Annotated in this window: 15 protein-coding genes; 9 read left to right on the top strand and 6 right to left on the bottom strand. The window is 66.5% G+C overall.

Translation table 11 applies throughout. From position 1 onward, the window contains the following. Positions 1–6: 6 nt before the first annotated feature. Complete coding sequence (locus J2W22_RS18430; protein ID WP_307119740.1) at positions 7–789, bottom strand: helix-turn-helix domain-containing protein; 783 nt, start codon at positions 787–789, stop codon at positions 7–9. A 124-nt stretch (positions 790–913) separates the two neighbouring features. Here J2W22_RS18430 and J2W22_RS18425 point away from each other — a divergent pair, with 124 nt between their 5' ends. Continuing rightward, positions 914–1,303, top strand: coding sequence for a hypothetical protein (locus tag J2W22_RS18425; protein WP_307119739.1), 390 nt, complete (start codon positions 914–916; stop codon positions 1,301–1,303). 31 nt (positions 1,304–1,334) lie between these two features. Here J2W22_RS18425 and J2W22_RS18420 read toward each other — a convergent pair whose 3' ends face one another. Then, positions 1,335–2,153 (bottom strand): sigma-70 family RNA polymerase sigma factor, encoded by an 819-nt coding sequence (locus J2W22_RS18420; RefSeq protein ID WP_307119738.1) that lies wholly within the window; start codon positions 2,151–2,153, stop codon positions 1,335–1,337. Between the two features lie 114 nt (positions 2,154–2,267). Between J2W22_RS18420 and J2W22_RS18415 the strand changes: the two genes are divergently transcribed. After that, entirely contained in the window at positions 2,268–2,576 is a 309-nt protein-coding gene (locus J2W22_RS18415) for a hypothetical protein (RefSeq protein WP_307119737.1), read from the top strand. 59 nt (positions 2,577–2,635) lie between these two features. Here the strand turns inward: J2W22_RS18415 and J2W22_RS18410 are convergent, their stop codons facing one another. Then, positions 2,636–3,019: a glycine zipper 2TM domain-containing protein gene (locus J2W22_RS18410; protein WP_307119736.1), complete on the bottom strand. Its 384-nt coding sequence runs from the start codon at positions 3,017–3,019 to the stop codon at positions 2,636–2,638. A 231-nt stretch (positions 3,020–3,250) separates the two neighbouring features. Here J2W22_RS18410 and J2W22_RS18405 point away from each other — a divergent pair, with 231 nt between their 5' ends. Then, positions 3,251–3,865 (top strand): hypothetical protein, encoded by a 615-nt coding sequence (locus J2W22_RS18405; protein ID WP_307119735.1) that lies wholly within the window; start codon positions 3,251–3,253, stop codon positions 3,863–3,865. Between the two features lie 97 nt (positions 3,866–3,962). Here the strand turns inward: J2W22_RS18405 and dnaJ are convergent, their stop codons facing one another. Continuing rightward, the gene (dnaJ, locus tag J2W22_RS18400) at positions 3,963–5,084 is read right to left on the bottom strand and encodes a molecular chaperone DnaJ (RefSeq protein WP_307119734.1); all 1,122 of its coding nucleotides are present in this window, start codon (positions 5,082–5,084) and stop codon (positions 3,963–3,965) included. Positions 5,085–5,156: 72 nt separating this feature from the next. Then, entirely contained in the window at positions 5,157–7,067 is a 1,911-nt protein-coding gene (dnaK, locus tag J2W22_RS18395; protein WP_307119733.1) for a molecular chaperone DnaK, read from the bottom strand. A gap of 161 nt (positions 7,068–7,228) precedes the next feature. Here dnaK and J2W22_RS18390 point away from each other — a divergent pair, with 161 nt between their 5' ends. From J2W22_RS18390 to J2W22_RS18365, 6 genes are all read left to right on the top strand, one after another. Next, positions 7,229–7,669: a copper chaperone PCu(A)C gene (locus tag J2W22_RS18390; protein ID WP_307119732.1), complete on the top strand. Its 441-nt coding sequence runs from the start codon at positions 7,229–7,231 to the stop codon at positions 7,667–7,669. A 183-nt stretch (positions 7,670–7,852) separates the two neighbouring features. Beyond that, positions 7,853–9,580, top strand: a complete 1,728-nt coding sequence (locus J2W22_RS18385) for a TadE/TadG family type IV pilus assembly protein (protein WP_307119731.1) — start codon at positions 7,853–7,855, stop codon at positions 9,578–9,580. Continuing rightward, on the top strand, positions 9,577–10,167 hold the full coding sequence (locus tag J2W22_RS18380) for a TadE/TadG family type IV pilus assembly protein (protein WP_307119730.1): 591 nt from the start codon (positions 9,577–9,579) through the stop codon (positions 10,165–10,167). The genes J2W22_RS18385 and J2W22_RS18380 overlap by 4 nt, the downstream gene beginning before the upstream one ends. After that, entirely contained in the window at positions 10,164–10,880 is a 717-nt protein-coding gene (locus tag J2W22_RS18375) for a TadE/TadG family type IV pilus assembly protein (RefSeq protein WP_307119729.1), read from the top strand. Before J2W22_RS18380 ends, J2W22_RS18375 begins: the two co-directional genes overlap by 4 nt. Before the next feature lie 58 nt (positions 10,881–10,938). Continuing rightward, positions 10,939–11,478, top strand: a complete 540-nt coding sequence (locus tag J2W22_RS18370; RefSeq protein WP_307119728.1) for a PH domain-containing protein — start codon at positions 10,939–10,941, stop codon at positions 11,476–11,478. Further along, on the top strand, positions 11,471–11,839 hold the full coding sequence (locus tag J2W22_RS18365) for a DUF7668 domain-containing protein (RefSeq protein ID WP_307119727.1): 369 nt from the start codon (positions 11,471–11,473) through the stop codon (positions 11,837–11,839). Before J2W22_RS18370 ends, J2W22_RS18365 begins: the two co-directional genes overlap by 8 nt. 9 nt (positions 11,840–11,848) lie before the next feature. Here the strand turns inward: J2W22_RS18365 and J2W22_RS18360 are convergent, their stop codons facing one another. Continuing rightward, positions 11,849–12,526 carry a CDP-alcohol phosphatidyltransferase family protein gene (locus J2W22_RS18360; RefSeq protein ID WP_307119726.1) on the bottom strand — a complete coding sequence of 226 codons (678 nt, stop codon included), beginning with the start codon at positions 12,524–12,526 and terminating at the stop codon, positions 11,849–11,851.

The raw sequence follows: 12,526 nt of genomic DNA, 5'->3' as shown, positions 1-12,526 counted from the left end.
CGGGCGCTACCCCAGCGCCCGCAGCCGCTCGGCGGTGATCGCATCGGCCGGGTAGAAGGCCTCGATCGCCAGCTCGTCGAGCGTCACGTCGAGCGGGGTACCGAACACGGTGGTGGTGCTGATGAAGCTGAGCTCGCCAAGCGGCGTCGCCAGCCGCAGCGGGATCGCCACCCCGCCGAAATCCTCGGCATGCCCCGCACCGTCCGGAAAGGGATAAGCCGCCAGCTCGGCGGCCAGCGCGTCCAGCCCTTCATCGCCCGTCGTCAGCGCCTGGCGCCGCAGCCGGTCGAGCAGGTGCGCCCGCCACTCGGCCAGGTTGCGGATGCGCGGCGCCAGCCCCTCGGGATGCAGGCTCAGCCGCAGCACATTGACCGGCCCTTCGAGCAGATGCGGTGCGCAGCCCGCCAGCAACGGCGCCACCGCCGCATTGGCCGCGACCAAATGCCAGTGCCGGTCGATCGCCAGCGCCGGCCAGGGCTCGTGCCCCTTCAGCACCAGGTCGATCGCCCGCCGCGCCGCCGCCAGCGCCGGGTCGTCGAGCGCCCGCTCGGCATAGAGCGGCGCGAACCCGGCTGCGAGCAGCAGCGCGTTGCGCTCGCGCAGCGGCAGCTCGAGCTGGTCGGACAGCTTCAGCACCATCTCGCGGCTCGGCCGGGTCCGCCCGGTCTCGATGAAGCTCAGGTGCCGGGTCGAGATCTCGGCATCCAGCGCGAGGTCCATCTGGCTCAGCCGGCGTCGCCGGCGCCATTCCTTGATCTGGTCGCCGAGCGGGCGGACGGCTGGCTGCACGGGCAAATCTCCTTCGCCCCGACCCTGCCCCGATCGCCCGCGCGTTTCCATTACCTCGCGCGTAATCGACCCGGCGCATCGATCGCGTCAGCCTTGGGCCATCAACCAGCAAGGGAGATGCATCATGACCAACCCGATCCAGTTCCTCCGCACCGTGCTGACCGTCGACGCCGCTACCTGCCTGGCGATGGGCGCGCTGCTCGCCGCCGCCGCGGGACCGCTCGCCGGCCTGCTCGGCCTGCCGGCCGCCCTGCTGTTCGAGGCGGGCCTGCTGCTCTTCCCCTCGGCGGCATTCATGCTCTGGGCCGCGCGCCACACCGATCGGCTCGAATGGCCGGTCCGCGCCGTCGCCTGGCTCAACCTCGGCTGGACCGCGGCGAGCTTCGCGGTGATCGCGCTACTCGCACCCAACCCGCTCGGCATCGCTTTCCTCACCGTCCAGGCGATGGCGGTGGCCGGACTCGCCGCGCTGGAATTCCACGGCCTGTCGCTGTTCCGCCGCGCCTTCGCCTGAGGGGATCGAGGCGGGAGCCCCGGCTTCCGCCTCAGCCCAGCACCAGCCCGTCCATCACATAGGTCGCGAAGTGGAAGTCGCGGATTCCCGCGATCTTCCCTTCGCGCCATTCGAGCAGCACGACGAACGCCGGCGCGCCGCCGTCCCGCGGATATGCGACCAGCACCGGCTGCCCCTCGGCCAGCGCCACTTCCATCCGCCACACCGGATTTTCGCGGTAGCGGGTGAAATAGACCCCGACGCTCTCCGCGCCGGCCAGCCGGGTCCGCGCGACCAGGTCGAGCTGGACATCCTCCGCCAGCAGCCCGCGCAGCGCATCCCAGTCATGCGCGTTGAACCGCGCCGCATAGTCCTCCAGCCGCGCCCGCTCGGCGGGATCGAGCCGCACCGGCGCCTCGGCGATCTCGCGCAGCCTTGCCCGGCCGCGATGCAGCGCCGCCTTGACCGCCGCCAGTGTCGTGTCGAGGATCGCGGCGACTTCCTCGCCCGAATGGCCGAGCACATCGGCGAGCACCACCGCGGCACGCGGCCCGGGCGGCAGCGCGAGGAAGGTCGAAAGCGCCGCCGTCGCCGCCGCGCGGCTGTCCGCCGGGGCACCGCCCGGCGCCTCCGCGTCCAACTCGGCATGGGCCTCGCGCCGCCGCTTGCGGATCGCGTCGAGCGCGGCGTTGTGGGCGATGCGGAACGCCCAGCGCTGGGGCTCCTTGATGACCGCCCCGCCCGCCAGCGCCGCGCTCGCCTTGGCCAGCGCCTCCTGCACGACGTCCTCGCCGTCAAAGGCGGATCCCATCATCCGCGCGCAATAGCGGTGCAGCGCGGGGCGCAGCGCGGCCAGGGTCTCGGGGGTCATCGGCCTCTCCTATCGTGATCCGCACGATAGACGATGCGGCGCTCGAAAAAGATTCGCGGACGCCGAATCCTTTTCGCCCTCCGCACCGTCATGGCTGGCGGAAGGAGAAAGCAGATGCCCCGATTGACGATGGTCCGCTACACCGTGAAGCCCGAGGCCGCCGAGGAGAATGTCCGCCTGGCCAAAGCGGCGTTCGGTGAGGTCCATGCCACCAGCCCCGAACACATCGCCTATGGCCTGTTCCGTCAGGGCGACGAATTCATCCATGTCTTCCTCAACACCGCCGAGGACAGCAGCGAAGCCGTGACCGGCCTGCCCGCGTTCAAGGCGTTCGAGCAGGACCTGCCCGCGCGCATCACCGCCCCGCCCGAAATCACCCGGCTCGCGGTCGAGCGGATCGACGGCTACGGCCTGCCGGCCTGAGCGCAAAAGGAAAGGGCCCGGCGTTTCCACCGGGCCCCTTGCCTCCTCGAACCGAGGGTTTAGCGGCAGCGACGACCGCCATTGTCCTTGTCGATCGCCTGGCCGACCAGCGCGCCGCCGAGCGCACCGAGCAGGGTGCCGGGGGTGCGGTCGCCGTAGCGGTCGATGCTGCGGCCGACCAGGGCACCGGCGACGCCGCCGAGCAGCAGGCCGGTCGTGCCGTCCGAACGGCGGCAATAGCGGCGGCCGTCACGCCCGCGCCAGGTCGGGCCGTTATAATAGCCGCGGTCGTTGTAACCCCGGTCATAGCCGCGGTCGCGATAGTCGCGGGCATAGCGGCCATGGTCGCGATATCCGCCATAATAATCCTGCGCGCTCGCAGTGGCAGGCAGGGCGGGAAGGGCAACGGCCATGGCCGCAAGGCCCAGAAGCATCTTCTTCATGTTCTCAACTCCTCTTCTGGCCGGTGCCTGGGCACCGGGGATGAGGCTCTTCTATGCGAGTCGCACTGAGGCGATGCTGAACTGGGTTTGCAGCTGACGTTCACGTTAACTGGGTGCTGCATCTAATGAGGTCTCACCACTGACGCGGACTTGGTGGTCGCGGCTAGTCGGCAGATAAAACAGGGCGAGAGGGACTCCACAACCGCTTCAAAAGGCGGCACATCAGCCTCAATGGTTTGGAAGATCTTTCACGACACACTCAAATGGGTGGGCATAAGCTTTTTCCCACTCATCGGCTTCATCTTCACCGCTGGCCTTGGGTTTGCGCAGGCATTCCCAGAATACAAACCATGGCTCGTGCGATGTTTCGATCGGCTAGTGGCCATATCCAGCAATGGACTCTTCTGGCCGATTACCTGCACCGTGTTTTTGCTGTGGTTTACTGGTCTAATCTTGTGCAATCACAAGCTGAAGCAACTGGAAGGGGACCGCCTGGGAGATACCTATAATGTGCATGGTGCCCCCGGCGGTTACACCTTTGGTCGCGTCGACAAACTCCAGCTTGGACAACAGCGATTCGAATTAACCGACGAAATCATCGATCAATTTTCGACCGAACTAAATGCCAGATGGCCTAATATACCAATCGAAATTGAAGGCGTTGGCGGAACAAGATCAAACGAAATCGCGGCTCAATTATCGACAAAATTACGCCAACGGGGCTTCACGGTTCTCGGAGAAATAGGCGTCGTCGCTTTCTATTTTCAGAGACAATCGGCGCCCATTTATAGCCGTTTGAACGGAGATGTAATCCTCATTTCGGTCGATGTTAGCGTGCCAATGTAGTCCAACTCTAGCACCTCCCCGGGAGGCGTATCAAAGCAAACGCCCTCCCCGCACGTGGCGAAGAGGGCGCTCCATCCTTCAGCAGCTGATCCAGGCCTCAGCCCAAGGCCGCCTTGAGCTTGGCGAAGAAGCCGGTCGCCTGTGGGCATTCATCGCCCGTCTCGGTCGCGCGGAATTCCTCGAGCAACTCGCGCTGCTTCGACGTGAGCTTGGTCGGCATCTCGACGACCAGCTCGACGACCAGGTCGCCACGCCCGCGGCCCTGAAGCACCGGCATGCCGGCGCCGCGCTGGCGTACCTCGCGGCCGCTCTGCGTGCCGGGGGCGATCTTGATCACATGCTTCTCGCCGTCGAGCCCGGGCAGGACGATCTCGCCACCCAGCGCCGCGGTGGTGAAGCTGATCGGCGCATGGGCGAACAGGTTCGTCCCCTCGCGCTCGAAGATCGCGTGCTTCTTGACGTGAAGGAAGATGTAGAGGTCGCCAGCCGGTGCGCCGCGCGCGCCCGCCTCGCCCTCGCCCTGCAGGCGGATCCGCGTGCCTTCGTCCACGCCGGGCGGCACGTTGATCTTGAGCGTCTTGGTCTTGTCGGTCCGGCCCTCGCCGCGGCAATCGCGGCACGGCTCGTCGATGATCTCGCCGGCGCCGTGGCAATGCTGGCAGGCGCGCTCGACCACGAAGAAGCCCTGCTGCGCGCGCACCTTGCCGTGCCCGCCGCAATATTTGCACTGGGTCGCCTTGGTCCCCGGCTTGGCACCGGTGCCCTCGCAGCTGTCGCAGTGCCCGGAGACGTCGACGGTGATCTCGGTGGTCGTGCCGTCGAACGCGTCCTCGAGCGTGATCTCCATGTCGTAGCGCAGGTCGGCGCCGCGGCGCTGCTGGCGCTGGCCGCCGCGTCCGCCGCCCATGAACTCGCCGAACACGCTTTCGAAGATGTCGCTGAACGCGCCGAAATCGGGCTGGCCGCCACCGCCCCCGCCGCCCATGCCGTTCTTGAAGGCGGCATGGCCGAACCGGTCATAGGCTGCGCGCTTCTGGGGATCCTTCAGGCAGTCATAGGCTTCGTTGATCGCCTTGAACTTGGCCTCATGGTCCTTGCACCCGGCATTCTTGTCGGGGTGATACTTGATCGCGAGCTTGCGGAAGGCGGACTTGAGGGTGGCCTCGTCCGCGGTGCGCTCGACTTCGAGCAGCTCGTAATAATCGACTTCGGTGGTCATTTAAAACACTGGCCCCCGCCTTCACCCGGCATTCCAAACACGCTGTCAGGAATGCCGGGGAAAGACATGTAGTTACGCCTTGTTGTCGTCCACCTCGGAGAACTCGGCGTCGACGACTTCCTCGCCGCCCGCCTCGTTCCCGGCAGCCGCGCCCGCCTGAGGCGAAGCCTCGGCAGCCTGCTGCTTCTCGTAGATCGCCTGGCCGAGCTTCATCGCCACCTGGGCGAGGTTCTGGCTCTTGGCCTGCATGTCGTCGGCGTCGCCGCTCTCGACCGCCGCCTTGGCCTCGGCCAGCGCCGCCTCGATCTCGGCCTTCAGGCCGGCATCGACCTTGTCGCCATTGTCCGCCAGCTGCCTTTCGGTCGTGTGGATCAGGCTCTCGGCGTTGTTCTTCGCCTCGGCCGCGGCACGGCGCTTCTTGTCCTCTTCGGCGAAGCTCTCGGCGTCGCGGACCATCTGCTCGATGTCGCTGTCCGAAAGACCGCCCGAGGCCTGGATGCGGATCTGCTGCTCCTTGCCGGTGCCCTTGTCCTTGGCCGACACATTGACCAGGCCGTTGGCGTCGATGTCGAAGGTCACTTCGATCTGCGGCACGCCGCGCGGCGCCGGCGGGATGCCGACCAGGTCGAACTGGCCGAGCAGCTTGTTGTCCGCCGCCATTTCACGCTCGCCCTGGAAGACGCGGATCGTCACCGCCTGCTGACCATCGTCGGCAGTCGAATAGACCTGGCTCTTCTTGGTCGGGATCGTGGTGTTGCGGTCGATCATACGGGTGAACACGCCACCCAGCGTCTCGATGCCGAGCGACAGCGGCGTCACGTCGAGCAGCAGCACGTCCTTGACGTCGCCCTGGAGCACGCCCGCCTGGATCGCCGCGCCGATGGCGACGACTTCGTCCGGGTTCACGCCGGTGTGCGGCTCCTTGCCGAAGAACTCCTTCACGATCTGGCGGACCTTCGGCATGCGGGTCATGCCGCCGACCAGCACCACTTCGTCGATCGCCGAGCCCTTGACGCCGGCATCGGCGAGGGCCTTGCGGCACGGCTCGAGCGTGCGCTGGATCAGGTCCTCGACGAGGCGCTCCAGCTCGGCGCGGTTGATCGTCTTCACCAGGTGCTTCGGCCCATTGGCGTCGGCGGTGATGAAGGGCAGGTTCACTTCGGTGGTCTGCGCGCTCGAAAGCTCGATCTTCGCCTTCTCGGCGGCTTCCTTCAGGCGCTGCAGCGCCAGCTTGTCCTTGGTGAGGTCGATGCCTTCGGCCTTCTTGAAGTCGTCGGCCAGGAACTGCACCAGCTTGGCGTCGAAGTCCTCGCCGCCCAGGAAGGTGTCGCCATTGGTCGCCTTCACTTCGAACACGCCGTCGCCGATCTCGAGCACCGAGATGTCGAACGTGCCACCGCCAAGGTCATAGACCGCGATCGTCTTGCCGTCGTTCTTCTCGAGGCCGTACGCCAGCGCAGCGGCGGTCGGCTCGTTGATGATGCGCAGCACTTCGAGGCCCGCGATCTTGCCGGCGTCCTTGGTCGCCTGGCGCTGCGCGTCGTTGAAGTACGCCGGAACCGTGATGACCGCCTGGGTCACGTTCTCGCCGAGATAGGCCTCGGCGGTTTCTTTCATCTTCTGCAGGATGAAGGCCGAGATCTGCGACGGCGAATAATCCTCGCCGCCCGCCTGCACCCAGGCGTCTCCGTTGGAGCCGCGCACGATGGTGTAGGGCACCAGCTCGGTGTCCTTCTTGGTGACGGGGTCGTCGAAGCGGCGACCGATCAGGCGCTTCACCGCGAAAACCGTGTTGTCCGGGTTGGTCACTGCCTGGCGCTTGGCCGGCTGACCGATCAGGCGCTCGCCGTCCTTGGCGAAGGCGACGATCGAAGGCGTGGTACGCGCACCTTCCACATTCTCGATGACCTTGGGCTTGCCGCCCTCCATCACTGCGACGCAGCTGTTGGTCGTCCCCAGGTCGATACCGATAACTTTAGCCATGGTCCCTCGTTGGCCCCCAGTAAAATTCAAACACTTGGCCCCCAACGCCCCTGCTAGGAGGCAGCGCGGAGAACCGATCACGTCGCCGGATATAGGTGCGCTGGCGCTTGCCGCAAGAAGCACGGCCTTCTACGGGCTTTCCCGAAATGGGAGTATGCAGGATGCGGCGGTTTTCAGCGATCGTTACGGTGGCGGCACTTTCCGCCTGCGCGCCCAAGGGTGAGCTTTCCGCGAGCAATGCCTGGGTTCGCCTGCCCGCCGTCTCCGGCCAGCCGGGTGCCGCCTATTTCACCGTGCAGGGCGGCGCGGCCGCCGATACGCTGCTCGCCGTCTCCACGCCCGCCGCGCTCAAGGCCGAGCTGCACGAGAGCATGAAGGGCGATCACGGCATGATGGCGATGGCGCCGCTCAAGGACGTCGCCGTCCCTGCCGGCGGCAAGCTCGAATTCGCGCCCGGCGGCCGTCACGTCATGCTCCATTCGATCGGCCCCGCGGTGAAGTCCGGGCAGAAGATCCCCCTCACCTTGTCCTTCGCCAGCGGCAAGACGTTGCGGATCGAGGCGAATGTGGTCGGCGCGGGCGATCCCGCACCCGGCAGCTGAGCCCGGATTATGAACGGCAGGACAGGTTAAGCCTCTGTAATCGCACGGATGCGTAGTTCACCGTAACCCTCCGTAAACTACTCCTCGCCCATATTGGTGCAAAGCCCAGACAATGGGTGACCCGCGTCGGGTTGCGGGTCGGAGTGGTCGCGCGTGAAACAAGGTCGGGAAGAATCGCGGTTCATGACCCGCCTCGCGCGGGACCGTCGTGGCAACACGCTCGCGATGATGGCGGCGATGCTGGTCCCGCTCGCCGCCTTTTGCGGCTGCGCCGTCGATGCGGCACGCCTCTATGTCGTCAAGACGCGGCTGCAGCAGGCCTGCGACGCCGGCGTGCTCGCCGGCCGCAAGTTCATGACCGACAGCTCGCTCAACAACACCACGCTCGATTCGACCGCAAGCGCCCAGGCCCAGACCTTCTTCGCCAACAATTTCCGCACCGGCTGGTTCAAGACCACCGCGGCCACCTTCACGCCCAGCAAGACTTCGAACGCCCAGGTCGCCGGCACTGCCACTGCGACCGTGCCGATGACGATCATGTCGATGTTCGGCGTGCCCAGCCAGACGCTCACCGTCACCTGCGAGGCGAGCTACGACGTCGCCGATACCGACGTGATCTTCGTGCTCGACACCACCGGCTCGATGGCCTGCCTGCCGAACGACGACGACAATACCTGCAACAACTATGTCGGCTCGGCCGGCACCACCAGTTACAGCCGCCCCGCGGACGGCACCGGCAGCGGCAATGACAGCGTCGCCGGCTATCCCGGCAGCACCGCTTATTACGTACCCGAGAAGAGCGGCTCGCGCATCGCGGCGCTGCGCTCGGCGGTGCTGAGCTTCTACGATACGATGGCCTCTGCGGCGGATCCGTCCACCCATATCCGCTACGGCTTCGTCACCTACACCTCGACGGTGAACGCCGGAAAGGCGATCGTCTCGCTGTCGCCGGCCTATATGGTCGGCGGCTCGGGCAGCGCGAACAGCCAGTGGAACTATGAATCGCGCTACCAGACCGGCACCAGCAACGGCCAGCCGACCTGGCGCTACCAGCAGCAGAGCTTCGACGTCCGCAACTTCGTGAGCGGCACCGCGGTCACCGATCCGAGCAAGACCACCGGTGCCACCAATCGCTGGACCGGCTGCATCGAGGAGCGCGCCACCACCGCCGGCACGTCGAGCTTCAGCCAGTCGGCGCTGCCGCCCGATCTCGATCCGGACCTGGTGCCCAATTCGAACATCGACACCCAGTGGAAGCCGATGTGGCCGGAGCTGTTCTACGCCCGCAACAATTACGGCAGCACGAGCAGCGCGACCTCGACCGGCGACAGCTCGAGCCATCCGAACATCGGCACCACCCCCTATTTCCAGGCGGGCTATGTCTCGTGCGGCAAGCCGGTCTCGCGGCTGGCGGTGATGACGCGCACCCAGGTGTCGAACTATGTCAACGCCAGCGATTTCCGCCCGATCGGCGGCACCTATCACGATACCGGCATGATCTGGGGCACCCGCATGATCTCGCCCACCGGCATCTTCGGCACCGACACCGCCGCCTGGCCGTCGCGCCAGGCGCCGAACCGGGTGATCGTGTTCCTCACCGACGGTGACATGGCGCCCAACACCGGCGTCTACGGCATGTACGGCAATGAATATTATGACCGCCGGGTCAGCGGCGGCGACTTCAACAACCTCAAGGCCTATCACAACGCCCGCTTCCTCGCCGAGTGCAGCGCGGCCAAGGCGCGCAACATCCAGGTCTGGACGGTGACGATCGATTCGAGCGCCACGACCGAGATGAAGTCCTGCGCCACCACCACCAACCAGGCGCTCGCCACCACCACCGGCTCGGGCCTGGCGACTGCCTTCGCCTCGATCGCCAAGCAGGTGGCGATGCTGCGGGTATCGCAGTGATCCGGCACGCCCTGCTCTTCCTCCGCGACCGGCGCGGCGCAACGGTGGTTGAATTCGCCATCGTGCTGCCGGTGATGCTCGTCCTGATGATGGGCATGTGCGAGCTCGGCTATCAGGCCTATGTCCAGTCGGTGCTCACCGGCGCGGTGCAGAAGGCCGGGCGCGACAGCGGCATCCAGGGCGCCACGCCCGCCTCGATCGACGCGCGGGTGCTCAATCAGGTCCAGGCCGTCGCGCGCACCGCCGCTTACGTCAACGGCTATCCGGCGCGGCGCAGCTACACCAGCTTCAGCGCCGTCGCGCCCGAGCCCTTTGTCGACACCAACGGCAACGGCACCCGCCAGGCGGGCGAGTGCTACACCGACATCAACGGGAACGGCCAATGGGATGCCGATGCCGGCCGCTCGGGCCAGGGCGGCGCCAACGACGTGACCGTCTACACCGCCTCGGTAACCTATACCCGCCTGTTCCCCGTGGTGCGCCTGCTCGGCTGGCCGGGCACCGCGACGCTCAGCGCCACCACCACGCTGATGAACCAGCCCTACGCCACCCAGAACATCCCCACCCCGCCGACGATCTGCACATGAAGCGCCTGCCCATCCCCGCCCGGCTCCGCCGCCTCGCCGCCGACCGGTCCGGCCTTGCGATGCTCGAGTTCGCGCTCGCGCTGCCGGTGGTGCTGGTGCTCGGCTGCTACGGCGTCGAGACCGCGAACCTCGCCATCGCCAATCTGCGCGTCAGCCAGCTCGCCTCGAACCTCGCCGACAACGGCTCGCGCCTCGGCCTGATGAGCGGCTCGTCCTCGACCGTCCAGTTGCGCGAGATCGACATCAACAACGCGCTCCAGGCCACCCGCCTGCAGGGCAGCTCGCTCGGCATCGGCACCAATGCCCGGGTGATCCTGTCGAGCCTCGAATATGTCCAGCAGAGCTACGACACCGCCCCGGTGATGCGCATCCACTGGCAGCGCTGCTTCGGGCTGAAGAACGGCACCGGCTATGATTCGAGCTATGGCACCACCGGCGCCAGCGCGGGGACCGACGCGACCAAGGCCAATGCCGGCACCACCGTCACCGGCATGGGCGATCCCGGCGCGGTCGTCACCGCCCCCAGCGGCTCGGGGCTGATCTTCGTCGAAGTGAATTACGATTATCAGCGGCTGTTCGGCTCCACCTTCATGGCGCCGGTGAAGCTCCATTACGTCGCCTCGTTCATCGTCCGCGACCGCCGCGACTTCGCCCAGCTCTACAATCCCTCGCCCGCCGCGACCCGCTCGACCTGCGACAAATATACGACGTGAGTTGCCGCCGCGGCGATCCGCGCTATCCTCCCGGCACATCGCCGTGGGGAGTGCCCGAATGCCGCAAGTCCTGGACCGTTTCCGTTCCTCCACGCTCGGCTGGCTGATCGGCACGCTCGCCGGCTGGGGCACCTGCTTGCTCTTCCTGCTCGGGCTGGTCGGCACCTTCTATTTCCTGGCGCAGGGCACGCTGGTCGGCGCCGCCTGGGTCGCCCCGCTGCTGCTCGCCGTCGCGATCGTCGTGCTGGTCCTCAAATGGATCGAGAATCTCGGCATCGCCTATGAGATCACCGACGACCGGCTGATCCTCCACAAGGGCATCCTCCAGAAGTCTATCGACGAGATCGAGCTCTACCGGGTGAAGGACGTCCGCATCGACTTCTCGATCGTCAACCAGCTCGCCGATATCGGCACGATCAGCATCGCCTCCTCCGACGAGACGACGCGCGAGGCGCCGCTGGTGATCCGCGACGTGGCGCAGGCCCGTGTCCGCCGCGAGAAATTGCGCGAGCTGGTCAACACCGCCCGCCGCAACCGCGGCGTCCGCGAGATCGACATGGTCCAGGAAGGCCTGGGCGAGCCGCCGCTCAATGGCTGAGAAAGACGACGCGGAACATCCCATCCCCCTCGAATGGCGCCCCTTGCTCACCAATGTGGCGGCGGCGTTCGTGGAAGGGGATTTCGGCCTCGAGCGCGGAATCGAGGGCGTCGCCCCGGTCGATGCCGAGACACAGGAATGGATCGCGGAATCGATCGACGCCTATGGCGAGACGCTGGCACCGCTGGACCCGACCGTGTGGGAAAGGTCCTGCTACAGCTGGGACGGGGCGAACAACCATTGGCGGCTGCTCGTCGATCTGACTACCGTGGCCGAGCCGGTAAGCGATCTCGTACTCCACGCCCGGCTGTCGGACACCGATCCGCCTATGCTCACAATCTATGCGGTGTACGTGCCCTGAGGGCGGGGCTCACCGCTTCTCCAACACCGCCAGCCGCCGGCCGATGATCGCGGTCTGCACGACGAACAGCGTGATCAGGATCGCCGCGATCGCCCCGACAAAGGTGTCGAATGCCGGCACCGGGCCGATATGGTCGCGGCCGGGCCCGACGATCAGCATCGCCACGGTCATCGCGATCAGCATCAGGCGCAGCTCGGTCGGCCCGGCGGCGACATAGGAGAGCCGCAGCTCGCCGGTCACCCGGGCGGAGAGGAAGGCGTGCACCGACATCAGCAGGTATCCCGCCAGCGCGACCATCGCGATGTCCATCGTCACGAAGGGCGACAGGCCGATCCCCGCGACGATCATCAGATTGGCGAGACCATCGCAGCTATGGTCGATGAAATAGCCATAGGAGGGCCGCTCGATCTTGCGGAACCGCGCCAGGCTGCCGTCCATCGAGTCGCCGAACCACTGCACCGCATAGCCGGCCAAAGTCAGCAGCAGCCAGGCGGTGGACAGGTTGCTCGCCACATAGCCGACAAAGACCAGAAGGGCACCGACCATCCCGAGCGCGGTAAGCTTATCGGGCGTCACCGAGGCCGGCATCTTCGAGCAGAGCCAGATCAGCAGCCGCCGTTCGTGTCGCGCCAGCCAGTTTGCCTGAATCCGTGTGAGAGCGGCGCCGTCGCCGGGGGGAGTCGTCAT

This window comes from Sphingomonas kyeonggiensis, assembly GCF_030812785.1.
Lineage (GTDB): Bacteria > Pseudomonadota > Alphaproteobacteria > Sphingomonadales > Sphingomonadaceae > Sphingomonas > Sphingomonas kyeonggiensis_B.
Note: the sequence above shows the minus strand (reverse complement) of the source record. Positions and strands in the feature narration are given on the sequence as shown.

Excerpts from the sequence above, each read along its gene's own strand:
- J2W22_RS18385 (WP_307119731.1), top strand. The coding sequence starts at position 7,853 with ATGACCCGCCTCGCGCGGGACCGTCGTGGCAACACGCTCGCGATGATG.
- J2W22_RS18370 (WP_307119728.1), top strand. The coding sequence starts at position 10,939 with ATGCCGCAAGTCCTGGACCGTTTCCGTTCCTCCACGCTCGGCTGGCTG.
- J2W22_RS18390 (WP_307119732.1), top strand. The coding sequence starts at position 7,229 with ATGCGGCGGTTTTCAGCGATCGTTACGGTGGCGGCACTTTCCGCCTGC.
- J2W22_RS18360 (WP_307119726.1), bottom strand. The coding sequence starts at position 12,526 with ATGACGACTCCCCCCGGCGACGGCGCCGCTCTCACACGGATTCAGGCA.
- J2W22_RS18420 (WP_307119738.1), bottom strand. The coding sequence starts at position 2,153 with ATGACCCCCGAGACCCTGGCCGCGCTGCGCCCCGCGCTGCACCGCTAT.
- dnaK (WP_307119733.1), bottom strand. The coding sequence starts at position 7,067 with ATGGCTAAAGTTATCGGTATCGACCTGGGGACGACCAACAGCTGCGTC.
- J2W22_RS18410 (WP_307119736.1), bottom strand. The coding sequence starts at position 3,019 with ATGAAGAAGATGCTTCTGGGCCTTGCGGCCATGGCCGTTGCCCTTCCC.
- J2W22_RS18425 (WP_307119739.1), top strand. The coding sequence starts at position 914 with ATGACCAACCCGATCCAGTTCCTCCGCACCGTGCTGACCGTCGACGCC.
- J2W22_RS18365 (WP_307119727.1), top strand. The coding sequence starts at position 11,471 with ATGGCTGAGAAAGACGACGCGGAACATCCCATCCCCCTCGAATGGCGC.
- J2W22_RS18415 (WP_307119737.1), top strand. The coding sequence starts at position 2,268 with ATGCCCCGATTGACGATGGTCCGCTACACCGTGAAGCCCGAGGCCGCC.
- J2W22_RS18405 (WP_307119735.1), top strand. The coding sequence starts at position 3,251 with ATGGTTTGGAAGATCTTTCACGACACACTCAAATGGGTGGGCATAAGC.
- dnaJ (WP_307119734.1), bottom strand. The coding sequence starts at position 5,084 with ATGACCACCGAAGTCGATTATTACGAGCTGCTCGAAGTCGAGCGCACC.
- J2W22_RS18375 (WP_307119729.1), top strand. The coding sequence starts at position 10,164 with ATGAAGCGCCTGCCCATCCCCGCCCGGCTCCGCCGCCTCGCCGCCGAC.